Below are 20,592 nucleotides of genomic sequence, written 5' to 3' on the forward strand. Positions count from 1 at the left end.
CTGCGGCGACCAGGTGCAACATGGTGATGGGGATTGACGTTCAGGTTGAGGGGGAAGAACACGAACGGTTAGTACTTTGTCCCCATGGCGTCTACATGCTGAGTGATCGTCGGCTCGCACCCTTGGATAGTTCGTTGGTCTGGTGCAGCGCCTGTCAGGCCTTCACGGCCGGTGAATCCATCTACAGCGTTGAAGTGGTTGAGTTAGAGCTTGCCAAGCTTCAGCGTGGCGAACTGGACCACAAGTGGTTCGACTTTATCCATGGCGTTCAGTGTGACCGAGCCGCAATCGTCGCCAAACAAATTGCGTCGCTGGAACGCAAACTCCATTGGAGACGCCGGCGGGGCTCGCCGCCGAAATGCTTGGAATGTGGCAGCACCGAGAATCGGGCAATCATTGAATCCGTTCTGAGTTCGCTGTTCGAGCCCACTTTAAACAGACCGATCAAGGTCTCGTATGTGCTCGCATCCACCGGGATCGACTTCACTCTGTTTGCCTACTCCGCCGAGGGCGACTTGCTCGGTGAGATTTCCCGGATCGCACAAGACGGTCATAGCTTCCTGGACGACACGTCGCCGTACGAAATCATCGCCGAAAGATTGAGGGCGAAGGGCGTTCACCTTCCCTCGTAATCAGCTCAGCGAGAGCCTCGAAAAGCGAGGCCCAAAATCACCCTCAAATCGAGTCGCAATCCAGGCCCAATTCAGCCCGCCAGAGCAGGGCTTATCCAGCGGCCAAAAGCCTGTTTTTAGCCTGCTTCCAACGTCCGATAATGTTTCTTATGTTCGGTAGCAGGTGCAGTTTTCCTCGGGAAATACGCAGATTCTGATTGTGCTGGTTGCAACTCGCGACGTTCCGCGCAGCCCTGCTGAAATGACCTCGCAAACGGCCTCGCTTTCGTTGGGCAACCGAGCGAAATGCGAGCTCCGTTTCGAGTTCAAAAGCGCGCTGAATTTGCGATGAAAAATCGAAGTCAAACTCCCCTCTTCAGCGCCCGTCAGCGGAGAAAACAATCGCGAGCGAGATCCAAAATTCGGACTGAGTTGGGCGCCAAAAAACGTCCAAAAATCGGCTCGCGAAAGTGATCGAAAATCGCGAACAAACGATCCTGAAACTGGTTCGATCCGTCTCGCTGCGCAACTCGCGCGCACCGTCCGTAGGTTCCAGGCAAAGTCCGGTAAGACCGGCGGCAACGGTCGTGACGATGTGCCGCGCTGAAGCCGAATTGGCTCCCACTCCCCTGCCCTTGTTGGCCTAGTAAGGCCGGTCAACCAGTGGCTGAACTGGCGGCGCCATTTGTCGGTAGCGGTCGGCCATCTGCGGGTCGTTGTAGTTGGATTGGCCTCCGTTGAAGCCGGGAGCGAAGCCAGGTTGATTAGGAGCGGGAGCATAGTTGCTGCCATAGCCGCTTGCTGGTTGGCTGTAGTAGCTGTTGCCAGTCGGACGAGCTTCGTAGGCCTGCTCAAGTTGCTGGGTTGCCGAGTTGACCGCCGAGTTCATGAACTGGCGCGCGGGGTCAAAATTGTTGTTGTAGTTGGCCTGAGGATTCCCGGTCTCGAGTCCGTCGATGTACGGAGCCAGCACCTGAACGATTTCTGGGGGGAGCACCGACTCTGCCTTCGCCAGAATATTGGCGATGACGTTGCCAGAGCGGCTGTTGATGATCGCCTGGCGTTGAGGCTGCTCGAGCAGCGTCATCGAGAAGAGCGTGATGATGATGCACAGCAGCACGCCCTTGGCCAGACCTACGATAGCTCCCACCTGGCGGTCGAACTCTTTCAGCTTCATCCGTTCGATGGCCTGGCTGACAAAGTTGAAGCAGACCCAAACGACCAGCGAGGTTCCCAGAAACAGAATCAGCATTGCGCCGAAGACGTTCCAAGGACCGTTGGCCAGTGCCGAGCCGGTTGGATATTGACTTGCGCGGTTCTGAAAGAAGCTCGCAATCATTTGGGCGACCGGCGCGCGAAAGTTGAGCGCGACGAAGTAGCTGAGCACCATCGAAGCGGTCGAAGCCACTTGCCAGGCAAAGCCTTTCCAAGCGCCCCAGGCAATCGCGCCCACGAGCACGGCAATCATCAGAAAATCGTAACCTTGCATCCTTGCAAACTCCGCAACGCGGGTGAAGCACTTTCCAAGTGCGATGGCAGGCGAGCGCCACAGTTCGGCGATCGTGCCGCGGCAGTATAGCCGAGCAGGGGGCGAAGACCGAAGAGCAATTGACATTGATCTTGGTGGGAAACCGTAACCTCGGTAAAGTTCGCGCGCGGAAGCAAAAGGTCTGCGCGCATGGCAGCCAAAGTTTTCGCGGCGCGGTTGCCAGCAGGCAAGGGCAGGGCAGACCGCAAGCAAGATGCTAGCGGCCGAGAGCGAAAGGGATTTAGCTATGGCGGACTTTAAATCGCACATTACCTTCAGCACGGCGCTCGGGGCCGTGTATGGAGTCGCCGGCTACTTTTACTTGGGCTTGCCCATCGAGACCAGCATTCTCGGCGGCACGCTGTGTAGCGTCTCGGGCATGCTGCCGGATCTTGATAGCGACTCGGGGACGCCGGTGCGCGAGACGTCGACCTTCGCGGCGGCCGTGATTCCGATGCTGATGATGCCCCGGTTCGAAGCGCTTCATTGGTCGCGCGAAATGATGGTGCTGGCCGCTGCCATCACCTACGCGGTCATACGCTTTGGCGTCGTCGAGATCTTTAAGAAGTACACCGTCCACCGGGGTATGTGGCACAGCATACCCGCGTGCATTGTGTGCGGCCTGCTGACGTTCATGATCGTCGCCGATCTCGATCTTCAGTTGCGACTCTTCAAATCGGGCGCGGTAATGCTTGGCTTCTTCTCGCACCTGTTGTTGGACGAAATCTGGAGCTTGAATGTTCGCTCGCTGAATGTGAAGAAATCGTTTGGCACCGCGATCAAATTCTTTGGCAAAGATAGTTGGGCCAACTACAGCGTGTATGGCAAACTGCTCGCGCTCAGCTTTCTTGCCGTTGGCGATCCGATGCTGATGGATCACTTCGGTCACCATGTCTATTTTGGTAATCCTCACGCGCTGCAAGCCTCGCAGCAGCTAAACAACAAGATGCAGAATGTTCAACAGCGGTTCGCTCCCGGTACGCAGCCAGAGATGCAGCAGCAGCCCGTCTACGAACAAGTGCCGCCCCAGTTCGATCCAGTGGCCCAACAGCAGGCGCTTGAGCAGGCTCGCTTGCGCGAACAATACTATCAACAGCAGCAATATCAGCAGATGCAGCGGTAGGAGTTCGACGCCGATGCACTCCGGGCGCTCATGCTTCTGGCTCAGTACGATCAAGATTGCTTGCGACTATCCAGCAAGAGTGTGACTGGGCCGTCGTTGACGAGTTCCACTTCCATCATCGCGCGAAAGCGACCGGTGGCAGTGGGGATTTGTTGTTCACCAATTGCCGCGACATAGGCGAGATAGAGTTCGTTCGCACGTTCGGGCGGAGCCGCTTCGATGAAACTCGGACGGCGACCTTTCGAGCAGTTTCCCAGCAGCGTGAACTGGCTGACGACGAGCACACTGCCGCCCACATCACGCACGCTGAGATTCATCTTGCCTTCGGCATCGTCGAAGATGCGCAGACCAACCGTGCGATCGGCGAGAAAGCGAGCATCTTCCAGCGTGTCTTCCTGAGCGACACCCAGCAGGACGAGCAGCCCATGCTGAATCTCGCCGACGATCTCACCGGCAACGGTGACCTTTGCGCGCTTGACTCGCTGTAGCACCGCTTTCATGCGGCCGCCTCGCTTACGGGCAGGCCCTTCGCAATGCGAATCTTGCGCACCTCGCCGAGGATGGCTTCGATGGCGCGATAGTTCTCGGCAATCTTCGTCGCCTGCATGAAGAACGACAGAGCCACAAACGCGAGCGTCGCCATAGCCATCAGGTAGTGCCACTGCACCATACCAGCGCTGCGCCCCGGCTCAGCCTGATTGAGCGGAATCGAAGGATCGGAAAGTCCACCGAGTAGCACCAGCACCACGATGCACAGCATGCTCGACGCGGCCCAAGGAAACGCCTGTCGCTTGAGAACCGTGCTGCGACCTTGCAACTCTTCCGAAAGGGAATAGGTCTCGCCAACTTCTTTGCACCATTTGCTGGTGCCGACGAAGTAGGTCACGGTGACACTATTGACGAGCACGACCAGCAGCGACGAAGCCACGCCGACGTAAAAGTGCAACGTCATGCGATGACGTGGTTCTCGAAACGCTTCGCCGGCTTGTTTCAATTTGTCGGTTGCGGCCGCCTTGTCGGCAGGCGCCGCTTGCGCATCGAATTTCACCAGCCTGTGCTGTTCGCTTGCTTCACGGTAGGCAGTAGCCGCGCCGTTGAAATCGCCGATCCACAGACCGACGAAGAAATTGGTGACCAACGAAAGCCAGGCGATGACAGCTAGAACCGAAAAAATGCGTGACACGTGAGGGAGGGGTTAAGGGACTTGGGGCTAGAGACTAGCCGTTAGTTTAGTTCAGTCGGGCTGCAGACGGGAGGAGAGTGGGAGAGTGGGAGAGTGGGAGAGTGGGAGAGTGGGAGAGTGGGAGACGAAATGCGGAAACCCGACGCGTGCGAATTGGATTAGAATGGCCGGTGATCGACGCTGAGTAATGACTCCGAACTCCGAACTCCGAACTCCGAACTCCGAACTCCGAACTCCGAACTCCGAACTCCGAACTCCGAACTCCCCGCGCATGCTCCCCTCCCCTACCCCGGATTCTTGTGTCTTGTTACTAGTACGGCATGGGGCGACGGTGGCGAACCTCGCGCGCCCCATCAGACTGCAAGGCTGCGGGATCGATTTACCGTTGTCGCCCCAGGGAGTCATTCAAGCGGAGAAGACTGCGGAGTTTCTCGCCACAGCCCCCTGCTCTGCCATCTTTAGCAGTCGCATGTTGCGGGCGAGGGAAACTGCCGAGCGAATTGCCCTGCGACAGAATCTCGTGATCGAGACCATTGAAGGCTTGCACGAAGCCGATGTGGGGCGCTGGGAAGGTCGCGACAAGGACGAGATCGTCGCGATGGATCCCGAAGCGTATGAACTGTTTGTCGAAGATCCTTCCGTGAATGGTTATCCCGAGGGCGAAAACGTCACGCAGGTTGCCGCGCGAGTGACACCGATTCTCGAGTCACTTGCCCAACGGCACTTAGGCCAGCAGATCATCGTCGTCGTACACAACGTGGTGCTGCGAGCTTATCTCGCGCAGCTTCTAAGCATTCCGCTCAAACAGTATCGGACCTTGACGCAAGACAATTGCTGCGTGAACGTGCTGGTGTGGCAACAGGCGGCTATGCAAGTGAAAACGGTGAATTCCGTTTGGCACTTGCGGTAATCGTAGCCATCTCGCTCCTCGAGATGATTATCACCTCGCGGAGCGAGGCGACTCCACTGACTACGACCGTTTCTTAATCCTGCCGACGACTTCGACTTTCACGGGCACGCCGGCAATCGCACTCGGCAATCGTACTTTTTTGTCGGGCTGAGAAGCGAGATTGATCTTCAAGCCGTAGCTGTCATCCGCGAGTCGCATTACACCCACGGCGACATCGCCCACGAGCGCGCTAAAAACTTGCGCTGCTTCGCTCTTGGCGGCCCGCACGGCTTTCAAGCTGAATCCTGTCATCGATCGATATCCACTTCCAACGCGTCGAGCACGGTCGCAATCGGATTCACAAAGGTGAGCCCTTTGCCATTCGTGCTACCAATACTGCTCCCCGCAAACAACAAGCCAATCGGATGCAGGCCCTTGTCGACGACCACGGAGCCACTGTCACCGCCATCGCAGAAGGCTTTGTGGCCAGTCCCTTCGATTTCGATTTGTTGATCGAAACGGAGTACGCCTACATCGTATTGTACCAGGACGTTGTCCAAGTCAAATGCTGTGATCCTTCCTTTCGTTTGACCCGTAGTGCGACCGACTTTGTAGACGGTGTCGCCACTGGTCATTTCGGCGACGTCTCGTTCCTCGTGCAACTTGCCGAGATTGCCGACTGTCGCGATATCCGCAGTGCACCCGTCGTACAGAATGCCGAACGCGGCATCTACGAAGTTGATCTTCGTTTTCTTCAGCCTGACATACTTGCCCAACTCGCCGATTATGTGCTTGGGCGATTGTCCTCGGTCGAGTGTGCCCGGTTGCAGTAACGGTGCACCAACCAGATTTCTGTTCTCACCGGCAATGACGTGATTGTTCGTCAGCACGCCCCAGTAATGCGGCGCGGCTCGCGCGACAACAAAGCAGCCGAGCGTGCCGGCCATTTGCACGCCGGGTTGCAGATCGCTAATTGAACAGCCAATCGTGAGCGGCCGGCGCACGCGTCGATACCAGGCAGCGGGGGCGAGACTGGCCTGCTTCACGATCGGGCCGACATACTTGATGTCGACTTCTCCCTTCGCGAGGCTTGCGATCTCTTCCGTCACGGCACTGATGAAGGGGCTCGCTTGCTGCTGGCGAACAGCCAAGCGAAAGCCCTTTTTATCGGCAACCGCTCCGAGTGCGATCCCCTGCAAAGCTCCAGCGGCCACTTCGTGCGTGGTCGAGAATGTCTCCCGACTTGGTGCAGACACCTGCGAGAGGGCCAATTGCTTGGAAGCGGTCAGCAACTGACGTTTGAGTTCGCGAATACTATCCAGATGCATGGCAGTGTGAGTCTCTCGAGTACGTTTGTGGGATCGTTTGCCGAATCATCTTCTTGGCGTGATTCTTTGTCAAACGAAAGTCAAACGTCACTCGTAGGCACTCACTGCTTGGTTGCCAGTCCCAGTTTCTGCAAATAGACCTGCGTCAGGTCTTCGATTTCTTGCTCGCCCGGGTTGTAGTCGAAATCGCGCGGGTCGAGTTCCGCCGCAGGCTGCACATTGAAGAATTCCATGCTCACCAGCGGCGTCAATTCAGCAGCCTTCCCCTCCCCTGCCCTGCCCGCTTCGCGCGCGTAGTAAATGACCCGATACGGAAACAGCGAAAACGATCGCTCGTTGCGGCCGAGGACCAAGTCGACGCGCTCGGGGAGCGACATCGGCGGCGCATGCTTATTTTTCTTCGCGGCGCTTTTGGTCAACTCTTTCCAGCGTCCGGCTTTCCACGTTCCACTGACAGCCCAGACGGGCAAGCGTTGCGCGCGGCCATCGTTGCCCACGGGATACTCAATCTCTCCCGCGCGAGCCGAGCCAAACTCGAAATCGCGATGGAGCGATTCCAGCAGCGCGGGCAAGCCACCAAGCAGCAGCCAGGCATCGTCGGCGGGAGTGGTGATTGGTGCCGACTCGCGATCGTTGTCGCGAGTCGCTTTGTCTTTGGCGATTGCATTGCGAACCGAGCGCAGGTTTACGCGGGCCACTTTGTAGGCGGCGGGAGGAAGATCGCGCCGAACCCAATAGTATTGTTGCCCGCTGATCTGCTGCAGCGCCGCGGTGCGCTCGGCTACTTGAAGTTTCAGATCGAACCGCAGCAGCTTTTCGGGGCCATCGCCCAGTTGAATGTACTGACCGTTACCCAGCAGGTTTTGTCCGGCCGCATCGATGCGAAACCGAATCTGCGCCTGCACCGAGGGCTCGGCTTGCACGCGCCGCGCAGCTTGGGCGACCAGACTGTTTCCTTCCATCACGCCTGGGACACTCGGAACCGGTGTTGCGCCCCCCTGCCCTGCCCCGTTCAAGGAACCGCGACTATCGGCCAATCCCTGCACGGCACCCGCATTGAAGAACCGCTCCTGCGCCTGCGCCCGGCTGTATTTCACGGCACTGTTGATCGCGCGAGCACCAAAAAAGAGGACGACGGCAACGCTCAGGAGTGCCAGCACGCTTTTTGTGAAGCCGGGTAATTTGAATGTCATTGGAGGGTCGTGCGGGTTTTGCCAAAGATTCGTTCTGCACCGCGCCGAACAATTACCTACAGACACGCCGTCAGCGGACGTGGTGAAAGGTGCATGCTGAGCATTGAAGGGGACCTCGCGAAGATTGGTCGCGAGATTTTCTGCCCAGATGATAGGCCTTTCGTCGCTTTCGGGTCCACGGCAGTCTTTGAGCCAGCGCGGGTTCTGCTCGGCAGCAACCGGACGCTAGCAAATTCATTCAGGGAAGCATGAACGCTGCGGTTCGAGCAAGCCAGGAGGTTTGCCGGTGGGCCGTGGTGAGTTGTGTCAGGGGGGACACCATGAAAATCCGTCTGTTGCTTTGCATCATGTCGCTGGCCGTCGTGACGGCTACGGGGTGTGTATTCCCCAAGGCGCACAATCTACCGCCCGCTTCGCAATTGCTGGAGCCAGGGCCGGGCGTCGGTGGACCAGGGCCGGGCGTGCTGCCCCCCTCGTTGCCGCCGCAGATGATTCCCGTCAGCATGCCGACCGTGCAGCTGCTCTTCGCGAAACCCGAAGGGATGCAAGTGCGGTGGGATGTCGGCGGCGTCAGCCAGTTCGACTCGTCTCCGCTCGTCGTGCCGGGACGTCAGAACTTTCCGCAGAACGGCATCTATCGCTTGAAAGTGACGAACATCGCCGGTCGCGAAGGTGTGGAGTTGTATCCCACCGTCGAGATCGCCCCGACCACTCCACGGTCGGAAGCGTTCCTCGCCCACAATGCGATTCCGATTCAATTCACCGAAGAAGATTTCGACCAGGTCCTGGCCGGCAACTTCGTCACCAAGGTGATCTACCTGCCCGATCCCGAGTTCCAAGAACTGGCCCTGGCCGGTGTTGAAACTCTGGTCAGCACACGGCTCGATCCCGGTGTCGATCCGATTGTCGAAGCTGATCGCCGTGGTGCCATCCTCGCCGTGATTCGCGTCGGCAACAAAGACATCGAAATGCCCGGCAGCATCGTCGGTCCAGAATTCGGTGCCGAAATGTACGGTGCTGGTGCTTACTGTGGCCCTGGTGGTCCTGGTGGTATGGGCGGCGGATTTCCTGGCAGCTTGCCGCCGAACTATGTCGCCGGCGTCACTTCCGCTCAGTACGGAATGACGACCAGTGGCACGCCGATCGGTCTACCTGGCCCTCCCCACATTCCACTGGGTGGCCCAGCCGGTTTGCAGTCGCACGTGATGAAGAATCACACGCACTACAACATTCCAGGCCCCACCGAGCACTTCAAAGTGCACGTACGGCAACAACCGGGCTTCAGCTATCCGAAGCCGGTCAACAAGGTCCACATCCGCGAACAAAACATTCATGCTGGCTACAAGTTCGGTCAACCGCACTACGACAAGCATGAGCGAATTCCCGGTGGCGGTCCTGCCTCGGGTGGATACAACGCGGCTGGCGAATACTGTCCGCCCGGTCAGTAACCAACCACGCGGTTGTAAACACCGCGGATAAAAAAAGCACTCAGCCCGCTGACCAAAATCAGCGGGCTGGCGGTGCGAATGCACCAAAACTTACGAACTACACGCCACACGTAGCCTGGTTGCTCACCATGCGAAGTTACCTCACTCTCGTTGCCTTGGCGGCTTCGCTGCTGCCTCTCTCGGCGGCTCACGCGCAACAAGCGTGGCATCTGCAAGACAACGCCGATATGCCTCCCGGCTGGGTTGGCCAGAAGCAACTCGAACGTGGCGGACCTCGCCCGGGCTATTTTCAGCCGGTGAAGGTCAGCGGTCCCAAAGGGACGACCATCGCGCTGGCCGAGCAAGGTGGCTTTGCACCGAGTGACAAGAACTACGCACTCGCCGGCATGCTGATTGGCCAGGTCTATCGCCTGAAAGTGACGGGCATTGAGTTTCACGAAGGTGAAGAAGTCTATCCTTCGATCGAGGTGATCGATCGCTTGTATCCGCCGCCGGGACAAGCCGCGCGGTTTCCGATTCCGGTCGAACTGACCCAGGAAGAACTCGAGTTTGCCCTGCAAGGCAAGTATGTCACGCGCGTGATCTACATCGAAGAGCCAACCACTGCCCTGCCCCGCCGCGACGAACCGCCGCGTCAGCGTTACATGGAAGTCGCCAACGGCGAAGATCCGCTGCATGCCGCCGATCGCCTGGGTCGCCCCGTCGCAATCCTGCGAATGGGTTCACGCTTGCCTTCGCCTGAATTTGTTGATGGCAAGTTCATGTACCTCAATCCGCCTTACGTGAAACACGAAGTGGCGCCGCCGAACGTCAAGCGTCGCGATGGTCTCGAAGCACCGCTGGAAGGTCCGCCGAATCAAGGCAAGAAGAGCTTTCTGATTCCGCGCGTCCCGGCCAATCAAATGCATGTGCCGTAACGCCCATGACCTGTGCCACGAACTGCCACCATCACCAGGCTGACGAATCTGAGCAGAGGAAACCCCATGAACCATACATCAGACATTGCCAGGCACTTTGCTCGCCGCGGTTGGTTAGTCCTCGTCGCGCTGCCGCTGCTTACTTTTTGCTCCTGCAAGGGTTTGCAAGTTCCGTTTCGGCCGATCGGCCCGGTCGCTGACGCCAAGTTGGCGACCGAAACGAACTCGTCTACGAGCACGCAGCCGGTGAAGGTCCAACCCGGTAGCGCGGAACCACTTCCCGCCGCGCAAAACGTCCGGCCGATTCCGCAAGTCGTGCCCGCTCCGCAAGTACAGGGTTACCAACCGCCTCGTTTCGTACCAGGTGTTGGTCATTACCCGGGTGTGACAGCGCCGGCGATGACTTTGCCCAATAGTGCTTACACCGGTCAGCCTGTGAATAGCCACCATCACGGTCACGGCAACAGCTGCCCTTGCTGTGGCCCGCGCGCTGCGTTTCGCTTCACTCCCGACCCGCTCACCGAAGATCCATATGGCGGCTGGATGCCCGATGGCCTCAAGCAGCCTTGGCCCTCGGATGAGTACATCTGCGACGGCGGTGACTTGAACGAAGACGTCCGCGTGAAGCCGAATTGGGACGTCGTCGGCCTGGATCCTGAAGATACCGTCGCACACTTCGATACACTCGATGGCAAGACGGAAGTTGCGGCGAGCAACAAGACGTGCATCTACGCCCCGCGATTTGCTGCGATTCGCAAAGTGATCAATCCGTTGGTACACGAAGGTCACGAGCGGATGGCTGGCGTCGAAAAACCCACCAAGCTCAACCTGCATCAGGAACTGGGTACTCCTTCGACGGCCATCCAGCCTGAACAAGTGGTTTCCGACCTGCACATCGATCCCGCGGTTGTCTTTCGCGATCAAACCAAGGGCATTGGGCTCGACGGCGTACAGAATGCCGTGCTCGCTCGCGGTGGCTTCATGATTCACGAAAACCTGAAGTACATTCAGCAAGGCATCTTCGACGCCAGCGAAAAGGCCGTGCTGGCCGAACGAACCCAAGCTGCTGTGACCTGGCAGGGCAATCAAGCAGTCCAGGTCATGATCGATGGTCAGATGGCTAACGAAGCCAAGGGCTTGGCTAAGCCCGAGACGATGTACACCTACGAATTGCAAGGCAAGGCTCGCTTGCGAATCTGCAAGATCGCCAGCACCTGCGATGCTCAAGTTGGTGAGTTCGTGGAGTTCACCTTGCGGTTCGATAACATTGGCGATCAAAAGATCGGCAATGTGACCGTCATTGATCACCTCACACCGCGGCTCGAATATGTCACCGAGAGCCAAAGCTGCACGCTCGGTGCGCAGTTCAAGATTCAAGAGAACTCCGACACGATGGTGTTGCGATGGGAAATCACCGACCCGTTGGAAGTGGGCCAAGGTGGACTCATTCGCTTCCGCTGCCGCGTGCGGTAATTCGCCAAAATCGTAAATGCAGGACCTAGCCCGCTGATAATCAGCGGGCCGATCACCACGAGGCGTGTTGCTTTTCCGCAACATGCCACTGTGCAGGGAAGTCTTCTACCTGAGTGGTGGGGCCGTTTGTAAGTGACGATGCTGAACTGCCGCAATCAAGGGTGGCGCCAAAGCATTTTTCTTCGAACAGTTTGGTGAAGTAACTAAGCTGCATTACTTCAGTTTCCTCCCTGCCAGTTGGAACTCGAGGTTGGCCTTCGTGTCACGCTTTCTCAATCGCACCATTCCCTATGTCGCTGGCCGCAAGCTCGGCCTCTCGCGACCTCGTCGATTCGTGTGCGACTTGCTCCATTTCGCCAGGCAGATTCCATCTGTTCCGATGGAACGCAAAATGGATTTGACGGAAGTGGTCGATGCCCGCGCGAGCACGCGCAAGCACATCAGTTGGTCAGCCATTTTCCTGAAGGCTTATGCGATCGTCGCCGAGCGACGCCCGGAACTTCGCCGGACATTTCTGTCGCTTCCTTGGGGACATCTGTACGAGCATCCACTCAATGTGGCTTCCATGGGCATCGAGCGAACCTACGGCGACGAAGAGGGAGTTTTCTTCATCAAGATCTCGCGCCCCGAACGTCTTCCCTTGGCAACGCTCGACGAACTCATTCGGACGCACAAGACAGCCGATCTGAACGCCGTCGATAGTTTTCAGCGAGCGCTGTGGATCAGCAGTTTGCCGCTAATGCTACGCCGCCTCCTGTGGTGGTTGGGGCTGGAAGTCGACGGCAGTTGCAAAGCCTATAACTTTGGCACCTACGGCGTCAGTGCAGCTGCCTCGCTGGGTGCTGCTGGCTTGCATATTCTTTCGCCCCTGGCGACGACGTTGAACTATGGCTTGCTGGATGCGAACGGACAGATTGAAGTCCGGATCACCTACGATCATCGCGTCTTCGATGGCGGCGCCATTGCCCGGGCGCTCATCGACCTGGAGAAGGTGCTTCGTACGGAGATTTGCCAAGAGTTGCTGGCGATTGATGATGCCGCGCCACGTGCCGCCGGCGCTAATTGCTCGTCAAGGCAGGATTCAGTTGCAGTAACAATTGCGTGAGATCGACAGGCTTGGTCAGGTGCGCATCGAAGCCGGCGGCAAAAGCTCGCTGGCGATCTTCTTCGCGGCCATAACCGGTTACGGCAATCAGTCGAGTGGCTTTGGTCTCTGGCATGCTGCGAAGCTTACGAGCAACCTCGAAGCCATCCATTATCGGCAGGCCAATATCACAGAGCACTACCGCTGGCAGATGTTGTTGAGCGGCCCAAACACCTTGCTGGCCATCGAACGCCAGCTGTACATCGTGGCCAAACCGCTCGAGCAGCAATCGCAGCGTGCGGGCGGAGTCTTGGTTGTCTTCCACAATGAGCACCAGTTGCCGAGGCTGTTTGGCGACTGCGTCGCCGGATTTCTTAGGCGCGAGCGGAGCTTCCTTGAGCAGCGGCAGCCGAATCACAAACTCGGCCCCCCTCCCCTGCCCTGCGCTGAACGCGCCGATCGTCCCGTCATGTAGCGAAATCAAGCCGTGCACGACCGCCAGACCAAGGCCTAGTCCCCCGCGAGTTCGATCGAGCGACCGATCGGCCTGCGAAAAGCTCTCGAACACATGCGGCAGCAAGTCCTCGGTGATTCCGATGCCGTTATCGCGCACTCGCAAAATGGCCTGCTGCTGGGCCGCGTCGGTCGCCAGCGAGATATGTAGTTCGGGATTCTCGGCCGAGAACTTCGTGGCATTGTCGATGAGATTTGTCAGCACCTGAGTCAGGCGTGTACCGTCCCCTTTCACCCACAAGGCCTGCGGAGAGTACTCGGTGGTCAGACGTATATTGGCAATGCTCAGGGCCTGACTACGATCTTCCAAGGTCTGTCGCACGAGTTGATTCAGTTCCAGATTCGCTTCGCGCAGCTGCACTTTGCCACGCGTCAGGCGCGATACGTCGAGCAGATCGTCGACCAGACGCGTGAGATGATCCACTTGCCGAGTCATGATCTGACGAGATTGCTCGAGCAATCCTGGGTCGCAATCGGCAATGCTCAGCAGATGCAAACTATTCTTCAGTGGCGCGAGCGGATTGCGCAACTCATGCGCGAGCATCGCCAAGAACTCATCCTTGCGGCGGTTAGCGTCCTTGAGCGAATCGATCAATTGCACATTGGCAATCGCAACTGCGGCTGCATTTGCCAAAGCCTGCAGCATGTCGAGTTGATCGGCTTGAATGTTGCGAGGCTCGGCCCAATAGGCACCGATAGCACCGAGCGGGTTCTCGGCGCGGATCGGTGCCATGGCCATGCTTCTAACGAACGTCTCGCGGTACACATCTTGCGGGATGCGGTCATCGGCGAACACATCGGCGATGGCTACGGCCTCGCGATGGAGCATGCACCAGCCTGAGACGCAGGTCTCGAGCGGAAACCGTCGCCCTTTCCAGAGCGGACTGATGGCATCTTCGTCGGCGTAGTGACAGTAGTCGCCGTCGCGCAGCACGATCGAGACACCATCGGCCGTCGTCAGCTTGCGTGCGGAGTTTTGCAGGACAGCAAATACCGCGGGCAGGTCCTGGCAAAACGATAGGCGCTGCACGACGCGAATCAACTCTTGATGCGGCATTTCATCTCTTCTCAGGATGGTCCATTCAATCCCTTGTTGGCACCCGATCTCCCTGCGGCTCTGCCGCGATCGTTCCGGCTCAATAGTTAACCCCAAACCGGCACGTGAATCTACCCGTGTTCACAAATTGCCAGAACGCTCCCCTCCCTTGTGTGACGCAATTTGCCTGCGAATCGCGCGAAGTTGCCGAAAATCGCGAAACAATTTGCCGCATTCCCCGCCTAGCGTTGATGACCAGGGGTAACCAATCCCACCTTTAACACCCCTTGTCACTCCCGCCTCACTTCTTCCCACCTCAGTACAAGGAATTGTCACATGTCTCGCTCACTCACCGCTCGCAAGTCTGCTCGCAAAGCGTCTCCGGCCAAGACCACTCGCCGCTATGGACTCGAAAGTCTCGAAGCCCGCGAACTGATGGCTGGTAATGTCGACGTCACGCTCACCAACGGCGACCTGCTCCTCACGGGCGACAACTTGGGGAATGGCGTGCAGATTCGGCAGATCTCGGCAGATAAGTTCGCCGTGGTCGGCCTCAAGCAGGCCGGTGCGAATACTTCGATCAACGGCGCTGGCTTCAAAATCTTCAGCGGAGTGACCGGCGACGTGACCTTCAACATGAATGGTGGCAACGACCAGGTCCACATCTCGGATGGTCAAGGCTTCTTCGCTTCGCAGCCCGGCTTGCCGACCAGCTTTCAGCCCGTCGAGTTCTCACAGAACTTGACGGTGAACCTTGGTGAAGGTGCCGATCTGTTCGCCGCCGACGAAATGACCGTCGATGGCCGGCTCAAAGTCGATGGCGGTTCGGGAACCTTCGCTGACATCATCGAACTCGATGGCGCGCTGGTGAAAGGACTCGGTGCCAAGGGGCAAGCGGTGGAAATCGATACCAACGGCGGCGACGATCAGGTGCTGGTTGAGTTCAGTGAGTTTCGCGGCACGGTCGATATCGATACCGGCAGCGAGAACGACTTCGTGCAGATGTTCTTCTCCGATGTCAGAAACTTTGGCGACTTGGTCATCCGCACCCAGGCTGGTGACGATGAAGTGGAACTGTTCGACATGTTGATTGCCGATGATCTGCTGATTGAAGCGGGCTTCGGCCAAGATGTGGTTACCGCGGTCGAGGTGACCGTCACTGACGAAGCTGATATCAATCTTGGGTTCGGCGATGACTTGCTGCAGCTCTTCGAGTTGATTGCCGCCGATGCGGAACTCGATGGCAGCGGCGGAACCGACACCCTCGCCGATGCAGGCGGCAACGTCTTCGGCGTGCTCGACCTCGACAGCATCGAAGTCATTGAAGATGTCTCGGAGTAAGTCGCTACTCCGCCGATGATCGCGTACCCTCGGGCGAGCCGCCAATCGGGTGGCCCGCAGGCAGAGGTCGCCCGGCCGTGAGATAACCCAGACGAAAGAGTTCCTGTTTCACGGCCCGGAACTCCTCAAAGCTGTCGGGATAAACCCATAGCGTGACCGTTGCTTGTTGAGCGTTCACGCTGCTGAGTCGACCACGAAATTGAGATCCTTGCCGCATCGCTTGTTCGACGGTTTCGCCGATCGGATCATCGACCTGGACGAAGAAAAACCTTTCGAGACCCACCCGAGTTTGCCGAGCTGCCGCGACACGAGTTTGCACATCGACATCGAAGCGGCGCAAGATGTACTTCGCTCCAAAGCCGGCAATGATCGGCAAGTTAAACTCGGCCCGCGGTGTATCGGCCAGCTTCTGGGCCTGACGCGGCAGTTCAGCCTTCATGGTTTCGATCATCTCGTCCCAGGGCAGGTAAGCAACCTTGCCGCCAAGTAAGCGAAAGTGCAACTCTTTGCCGAACACCGTTTTCGCCATCGGCGTGGGAAGATGCGGAATGACATTCGCCGGGCGAGCCTGGTCGAGCGTCATGCGTTCGATATCGAGCTTTTGCAGTTCGCTCATCGACTGAGTCATCTGCGCTTGTAAGTCGAAGCGAAGTTGATCGGCCGAACTGAGTTTGTCGCGATGCTTGTTGAGTGATTGTTCGGCGACCGTCACGAGCAGTTGCAAGCGCGCCCGCTCCGCCTGCTTCATCTCCATTTCCATGTTCTGGGCGGCCAGGTTGCGTTTGATTTGGACAATCCCTTGCTCCACTTCGTGCGCTGCTGCGGCGGCGGCAGCGACATCGGGAAGGGGCGCGATTTCAGCCGCGACGGTTTCCGCCGGCATCTCCTGCGCCAAGAAGCCTCGCTTGGCTTGCGCAGCGACGATCATGACCAGGATGATCAGAATCCCGACGAGATTGGCGACGACGTCCAAGAAGGAATCCTGGCCGGGCGCTTCGACCTTTTCGGTTCGGCGTCTCATGGCGTCTTCCTCTGAATTTCAAACCCGCTGCCGCTTAGCATCTGCTGCAGCGTTTCGAATTGGGGCTCGCCCGCTCGTGTTACTTCCACTTGCAGCACTGGCTTCCAATATCCGTTGGTCATGGCAGCGCCCCACGAGTCGAGGTGCTTCTGCACTGCCTTCACGAATTGATCGACCTCTTCGGGTTTCATCTGCGGCGAGATCGCCACAACGGTTGCTGGGCGATCGACGCCCCGTTCCGGCACGACCACGAGTTTGTCTGGCAAGCAGACGACTCGAATCGGCCGGGTGACAGCTGTTGTGCGCCCTTGAGCACCGGGCAGACCCCAGTTGCTGGCGGTGCGCGAGCTTCCGCTGCGTTGTTGCGAGCTTTTGGAGCCGCTCGCGCCTGTCGGCCCGCCCGAACTGCCGGGGTTGGGCCCCGACGAAGGACTTGAACTGCTGCCCGCGGCACCGCTGGTTGCGGTGCTGCTGCTTCCTTGTGACGCCGAGCCGACGTTGTTCGTACCGGGCCGACTGGAGCCCATGGTGCCAGAGCCAGGCGCGCCGGAACCGGCTTGACCATTGGCTCCGCCGTTACCACCCGTCACGTTGCTCGCTGAACTTCCGTTCTGAGCAGTAGCGCCGTTGCTGCCGCCTGCAGTTGCGCCCCCCTGCCCTGCCCTGTTGGCCTGAATGCTGTTCGCGGCGAACTGAGCGTTTGTGCCGCCACCGGCGGTTCCGCCTGCAGGCGCGCCGCTGTTGGTCCCGGCCTGGCTGGCGGAGTTTCCATAGTTGCCGTATGGATTGCCAATCCCCGGAGCGTTGCTGCCGGGGTTATAGCCGCCGTTGCCGCCAACAGTGCCGGATCCGCCAGCGAACTCACCGTTTCCGTTCCCCACGCCACCGGAACCGCGCGCTGCATTCACCGCAGCCTGAAACTCTGCTTGATCTTCTGGCGCAAACGAGGTGAGTGTGTCATCGTCTTGAAACTTGCGCGGCATTGCGGCCGCGAGCATTACTTGCCGTTCACGCGCTTTGCCGACCACTTCTTCCAGCACATTCTGCATGGCTGGGTTTGGCGCGCCAAAATCGAGGTTCTTTTCGTCGGAAACGAGTTCGTAGCCAAACTCATCATCCCAACCACGCAAGGCTTGCCGCGCGGCTTGGTAGGCGACAATGCCGCTGGGACGTACCACAAGTAGCGGATAGGGTTCGCCCGGTTCGCCCGATCGCTTCCAGGTTTCGCGAATGGTCCGCAGGGCCGCGTCGAGTGGATTGCCAGGGTTCAGCGGCCCGCTGAAATCGGCAGGTCCGAGAATCAGACCTTCGGGCTGCAGCACGACACCTTCGATGCGGCATTCGATGTAAATCGGCCGGCGTTTGGTCCCGTTCGGGCCATCGTAGGGAATGAGCGCGAAGCTACGATCTTTTTCGGCGAGCTTCTTTTTCTTTTCGGCGAGTTCTTCTTTGCGGCGGGCAATCTCCGCTTGAAGCTTGGCCAGTTCTGCCTGTTCGGCAGTTACGTCCGGATTCTTCGCTGCCTGGCCGCGTTCCATTTCTTGCGCGCGGGCCATGAGCGTCCGTGCCTGCTCTTGCAAGCGGCGGATGTGATCTTCTAAATGACCAACCTTGACGCGTGCTTCGGCGAGTTCTTCAGCCTTCTCGAGCCGCTGCTGCTCGAGAATACCTTGACGCCATTGCTCGTCCTCGACCTGCTCTTTGGCTGCCTTGCGTTCGGCAGCCAGCGGGTCGACCGTTGGTTGTTTGTTTTTGGCGACCTCATGCGCATCGAGCCGCGCTTGTTGCACCAGCAACACGAGCAGCACGATCAAGGCGCCCATCGTGCAGATCAGTACGGCAAGGAACGGGAAGAGGGCGACGCCGATCGCTTGCCGGCGAACCTTCTTACTCATGCCGCACGACTCCTATTTTGAGGCGTCAGATCCACGTGCGAGGCTTCGGGCCGGCCCAACCGATTGTTGAGCAGGTGGATGGCCGCCGCGAGACTCATTACCGTTTCTTCGAAGTTCTTCGAGCCGGCCAGTGCCGACAGGTTGCTATTAAGAGCCTTCTCGAGCTGGATCACATCGCCGGCCGCGCGAATGGCCTGCGTCATCAGTTCTCCCTGGCGCGCCATCTCTTGTTGCTGAGCATAAAGCAGCTTGGCGTTTTCATTGAGCGCCCCCTGCCACTGTTCCCAGCGGTGCAGCATTTGTTCTGCCGACGATTGCTCGATGCGCGCGAGTTGTGTCGCATGGTGACCGAGCGATTCGTTCAGCGAGGCGGTGAGTGAAGCTTGCAGTTGCTGGCCGCTCGATTGCTGCAAGCGATCCCAGTGACCGTGCGCGGAGTTGATCGTTTGCTGCCAGAGTTCGGCCTGCCGTAATACCAGTTGTTCGGTTCCTGCGACGACGAGTTGCGTCATGCGATGGATCGATTGAAGCTGAGGATCGCTCGAAGCTCCGACCATCTCGAAGCGGCCAATCAGTTCTTGTGCGGCTCGTTTATCGACTTGGCCCAGCAGTTCCATTTCGACACGGTCGATGCCGTACTTGATGAACATGAGCGCTATCGAGAAGCACAAGGCGATGGCAGTGGTATCGAAGGCGACATACAAGCCCGCCAGCAGGCCGGTCATCGCGCCTTGCAGACCGCCAGCGGCATCGTTCGTGGGAGCTCCCAATTCTTTGCCGAGATCGCCGAGGGCGGCTGTAATGCCGACCACTGTACCCAAGAACCCGAGCATCGGCGTGGCCCAGATAATGATGCTGACGAGTGAGTAGCTTTCTTGTTGCCGGCCGCCGTCGACATCAGACAAGTATTTCAGTTCTTCTTCGAGTTTGTCAGCCGAGCCATTTCGTTCGACCGCTTCGAGCGCGTCGCTCAAACGGCGACCGAGATACGTTTCCTGGAATCGCTTGGGAAGCGCCGCGAGCGTGTCGAGCAGTTCGCCCGCTTTGGTGGTGGGCTGGGGCGAGTTGAACTCGCCGAGCGAAATCACGGACAGCGACGATTGCTGGGCGATCACTTCGAGAGTCTTGTTGACGAGCGCGACCAGGCCGATGAAGAAGAGCGCGGTCTCGATAATGTTAATCGGGTGACCGGCGAAGTAGCGGACCATCAGCGGATGATGGAGCGGGCCGCGATAAAGCAGAGCATAGAAGATGACGGTAATGCCCAAACCAAGCATGAGCGGCCAGCCCACGCCACTGATGAGGGACCACAGAGCATTCTGCTTTTTCGCGGGCGACTTGATCTCTTGCGACACCGGAGCATCCTTTCTCACGGGCAGTATTCACCGGCAAAGCTTGGCCAAGCGTTAAGATCGACCAAGACACCGCCGTTTATTCAGCCATTGTCTTTTGTTGTCATCTTGGCGGCTCTTTCTCGCTAGCCTTGCTGGCAAACGAAGATGTGCGCACGATGACGAAGAGCGAATACACAATTGAGCCGCTGCAGCCAAGAGCGACTGGCCAAGATGACCTTCCTTGATCCGCCAGATTTCAGCAATCGTAGTCATCTTGCTCCGCAAGATGCTGCTTTCATCTCGTCGGAGCGAGCTGACTACCCGGCCGAGGAAGACGAACTATGGCTTTTAGAGAGCAAGCGGCAAAGTTTGCCAAAGTCGCAAGGGCTCTCTGACCGATTTCTTAACCCATCACCGCTACGAGCGGCAAAGACTGAAACGACCAACGCTTCCGACAAATAAAATAGGCGACCCTTGCAGGCCGCCACACAATAATCCCGGGGGGGACGACGGTCCGGGTCCTTTCGCCAAAAGCGAAGGGCCCGGACTTTTTCATTTCTTGATGCTGCCGCCAGCAAGGCGTTGCCAGTATCACTTCGCGCCGATCCGGCAATTCAACGCTCGGGCCGCTCGCTTTGCTGGTGCTGAATCGGCCAGCACAGCACCAGCCGAGCG

Annotated in this window: 18 protein-coding genes; 8 read left to right on the forward strand and 10 right to left on the reverse strand. The window is 58.3% G+C overall.

Annotation, left to right across the window (positions count from 1 at the left end; all coding sequences use genetic code 11):
* The first annotated feature begins 26 nt into the window (after window positions 1–26).
* A complete protein-coding gene (locus NA78x_RS10510; protein WP_425618397.1) occupies window positions 27–632 on the forward strand; it encodes a hypothetical protein in 606 nt (201 codons plus the stop codon).
* A 622-nt stretch (window positions 633–1,254) separates the two neighbouring features.
* Here NA78x_RS10510 and NA78x_RS10515 read toward each other — a convergent pair.
* Window positions 1,255–2,100 carry a CvpA family protein gene (locus tag NA78x_RS10515; protein WP_425618398.1) on the reverse strand — a complete coding sequence of 282 codons (846 nt, stop codon included), beginning with the start codon at window positions 2,098–2,100 and terminating at the stop codon, window positions 1,255–1,257.
* 286 nt (window positions 2,101–2,386) lie between these two features.
* Here NA78x_RS10515 and NA78x_RS10520 point away from each other — a divergent pair, with 286 nt between their 5' ends.
* Window positions 2,387–3,262, forward strand: a complete 876-nt coding sequence (locus NA78x_RS10520; RefSeq protein ID WP_425618399.1) for a metal-dependent hydrolase — start codon at window positions 2,387–2,389, stop codon at window positions 3,260–3,262.
* 50 nt (window positions 3,263–3,312) lie between these two features.
* On the opposite strand, the gene dtd is transcribed toward NA78x_RS10520, so the two are convergent.
* Window positions 3,313–3,762, reverse strand: a complete 450-nt coding sequence (dtd, locus tag NA78x_RS10525; protein ID WP_425618400.1) for a D-aminoacyl-tRNA deacylase — start codon at window positions 3,760–3,762, stop codon at window positions 3,313–3,315.
* A complete protein-coding gene (locus tag NA78x_RS10530; RefSeq protein ID WP_425618401.1) occupies window positions 3,759–4,445 on the reverse strand; it encodes a hypothetical protein in 687 nt (228 codons plus the stop codon). The genes dtd and NA78x_RS10530 overlap by 4 nt, the downstream gene beginning before the upstream one ends.
* Window positions 4,446–4,716: 271 nt before the next feature.
* Here NA78x_RS10530 and NA78x_RS10535 point away from each other — a divergent pair, with 271 nt between their 5' ends.
* Window positions 4,717–5,355 carry a histidine phosphatase family protein gene (locus NA78x_RS10535; RefSeq protein WP_425618402.1) on the forward strand — a complete coding sequence of 213 codons (639 nt, stop codon included), beginning with the start codon at window positions 4,717–4,719 and terminating at the stop codon, window positions 5,353–5,355.
* A 60-nt stretch (window positions 5,356–5,415) separates the two neighbouring features.
* Here NA78x_RS10535 and NA78x_RS10540 read toward each other — a convergent pair whose 3' ends face one another.
* The 3 genes from NA78x_RS10540 to NA78x_RS10550 form a co-directional block, all read right to left on the reverse strand.
* Window positions 5,416–5,646 carry a hypothetical protein gene (locus tag NA78x_RS10540; protein ID WP_425618403.1) on the reverse strand — a complete coding sequence of 77 codons (231 nt, stop codon included), beginning with the start codon at window positions 5,644–5,646 and terminating at the stop codon, window positions 5,416–5,418.
* The gene (locus tag NA78x_RS10545; RefSeq protein ID WP_425618404.1) at window positions 5,643–6,662 is read right to left on the reverse strand and encodes a hypothetical protein; all 1,020 of its coding nucleotides are present in this window, start codon (window positions 6,660–6,662) and stop codon (window positions 5,643–5,645) included. Before NA78x_RS10545 ends, NA78x_RS10540 begins: the two co-directional genes overlap by 4 nt.
* Before the next feature lie 101 nt (window positions 6,663–6,763).
* Complete coding sequence (locus tag NA78x_RS10550) at window positions 6,764–7,855, reverse strand: hypothetical protein (protein ID WP_425618405.1); 1,092 nt, start codon at window positions 7,853–7,855, stop codon at window positions 6,764–6,766.
* A gap of 320 nt (window positions 7,856–8,175) precedes the next feature.
* Between NA78x_RS10550 and NA78x_RS10555 the strand changes: the two genes are divergently transcribed.
* From NA78x_RS10555 to NA78x_RS10570, 4 genes are all read left to right on the forward strand, one after another.
* Window positions 8,176–9,303, forward strand: coding sequence for a hypothetical protein (locus NA78x_RS10555; RefSeq protein WP_425618406.1), 1,128 nt, complete (start codon window positions 8,176–8,178; stop codon window positions 9,301–9,303).
* Between the two features lie 128 nt (window positions 9,304–9,431).
* The gene (locus NA78x_RS10560; protein WP_425618407.1) at window positions 9,432–10,220 is read left to right on the forward strand and encodes a hypothetical protein; all 789 of its coding nucleotides are present in this window, start codon (window positions 9,432–9,434) and stop codon (window positions 10,218–10,220) included.
* Window positions 10,221–10,286: 66 nt separating this feature from the next.
* On the forward strand, window positions 10,287–11,693 hold the full coding sequence (locus tag NA78x_RS10565; RefSeq protein ID WP_425618408.1) for a hypothetical protein: 1,407 nt from the start codon (window positions 10,287–10,289) through the stop codon (window positions 11,691–11,693).
* A gap of 259 nt (window positions 11,694–11,952) precedes the next feature.
* Window positions 11,953–12,798 carry a hypothetical protein gene (locus tag NA78x_RS10570; protein WP_425618409.1) on the forward strand — a complete coding sequence of 282 codons (846 nt, stop codon included), beginning with the start codon at window positions 11,953–11,955 and terminating at the stop codon, window positions 12,796–12,798.
* Here NA78x_RS10570 and NA78x_RS10575 read toward each other — a convergent pair.
* Window positions 12,752–14,347, reverse strand: coding sequence for a hybrid sensor histidine kinase/response regulator (locus NA78x_RS10575; protein ID WP_425618410.1), 1,596 nt, complete (start codon window positions 14,345–14,347; stop codon window positions 12,752–12,754). The genes NA78x_RS10570 and NA78x_RS10575 overlap by 47 nt on opposite strands.
* Window positions 14,348–14,662: 315 nt before the next feature.
* Here NA78x_RS10575 and NA78x_RS10580 point away from each other — a divergent pair, with 315 nt between their 5' ends.
* Complete coding sequence (locus tag NA78x_RS10580; protein WP_425618411.1) at window positions 14,663–15,667, forward strand: hypothetical protein; 1,005 nt, start codon at window positions 14,663–14,665, stop codon at window positions 15,665–15,667.
* 4 nt (window positions 15,668–15,671) lie between these two features.
* Here NA78x_RS10580 and NA78x_RS10585 read toward each other — a convergent pair whose 3' ends face one another.
* Genes NA78x_RS10585 through NA78x_RS10595 form a run of 3 tightly spaced genes read right to left on the reverse strand, consistent with a single transcriptional unit; the run spans window position 15,672 to window position 19,938 of the window.
* Window positions 15,672–16,688: a hypothetical protein gene (locus tag NA78x_RS10585; RefSeq protein WP_425618412.1), complete on the reverse strand. Its 1,017-nt coding sequence runs from the start codon at window positions 16,686–16,688 to the stop codon at window positions 15,672–15,674.
* A complete protein-coding gene (locus NA78x_RS10590; protein ID WP_425618413.1) occupies window positions 16,685–18,583 on the reverse strand; it encodes a hypothetical protein in 1,899 nt (632 codons plus the stop codon). Before NA78x_RS10590 ends, NA78x_RS10585 begins: the two co-directional genes overlap by 4 nt.
* Entirely contained in the window at window positions 18,580–19,938 is a 1,359-nt protein-coding gene (locus tag NA78x_RS10595) for a MotA/TolQ/ExbB proton channel family protein (protein WP_425618414.1), read from the reverse strand. Before NA78x_RS10595 ends, NA78x_RS10590 begins: the two co-directional genes overlap by 4 nt.
* Between the last annotated feature and the right edge of the window lie 654 nt (window positions 19,939–20,592).

Source organism: Anatilimnocola aquadivae (genome assembly GCF_049819085.1).
Lineage (GTDB): Bacteria > Planctomycetota > Planctomycetia > Pirellulales > Pirellulaceae > Anatilimnocola.

Bases quoted from the DNA above. Each gene is read 5' to 3' on its own strand.
- NA78x_RS10560 (WP_425618407.1), top strand. From the start codon at position 9,432: ATGCGAAGTTACCTCACTCTCGTTGCCTTGGCGGCTTCGCTGCTGCCT.
- NA78x_RS10540 (WP_425618403.1), bottom strand. From the start codon at position 5,646: ATGACAGGATTCAGCTTGAAAGCCGTGCGGGCCGCCAAGAGCGAAGCA.
- NA78x_RS10535 (WP_425618402.1), top strand. From the start codon at position 4,717: ATGCTCCCCTCCCCTACCCCGGATTCTTGTGTCTTGTTACTAGTACGG.
- NA78x_RS10550 (WP_425618405.1), bottom strand. From the start codon at position 7,855: ATGACATTCAAATTACCCGGCTTCACAAAAAGCGTGCTGGCACTCCTG.
- dtd (WP_425618400.1), bottom strand. From the start codon at position 3,762: ATGAAAGCGGTGCTACAGCGAGTCAAGCGCGCAAAGGTCACCGTTGCC.
- NA78x_RS10515 (WP_425618398.1), bottom strand. From the start codon at position 2,100: ATGCAAGGTTACGATTTTCTGATGATTGCCGTGCTCGTGGGCGCGATT.
- NA78x_RS10555 (WP_425618406.1), top strand. From the start codon at position 8,176: ATGAAAATCCGTCTGTTGCTTTGCATCATGTCGCTGGCCGTCGTGACG.
- NA78x_RS10585 (WP_425618412.1), bottom strand. From the start codon at position 16,688: ATGAGACGCCGAACCGAAAAGGTCGAAGCGCCCGGCCAGGATTCCTTC.
- NA78x_RS10510 (WP_425618397.1), top strand. From the start codon at position 27: ATGGGGATTGACGTTCAGGTTGAGGGGGAAGAACACGAACGGTTAGTA.
- NA78x_RS10545 (WP_425618404.1), bottom strand. From the start codon at position 6,662: ATGCATCTGGATAGTATTCGCGAACTCAAACGTCAGTTGCTGACCGCT.
- NA78x_RS10575 (WP_425618410.1), bottom strand. From the start codon at position 14,347: ATGCCGCATCAAGAGTTGATTCGCGTCGTGCAGCGCCTATCGTTTTGC.
- NA78x_RS10580 (WP_425618411.1), top strand. From the start codon at position 14,663: ATGTCTCGCTCACTCACCGCTCGCAAGTCTGCTCGCAAAGCGTCTCCG.
- NA78x_RS10520 (WP_425618399.1), top strand. From the start codon at position 2,387: ATGGCGGACTTTAAATCGCACATTACCTTCAGCACGGCGCTCGGGGCC.
- NA78x_RS10590 (WP_425618413.1), bottom strand. From the start codon at position 18,583: ATGAGTAAGAAGGTTCGCCGGCAAGCGATCGGCGTCGCCCTCTTCCCG.
- NA78x_RS10565 (WP_425618408.1), top strand. From the start codon at position 10,287: ATGAACCATACATCAGACATTGCCAGGCACTTTGCTCGCCGCGGTTGG.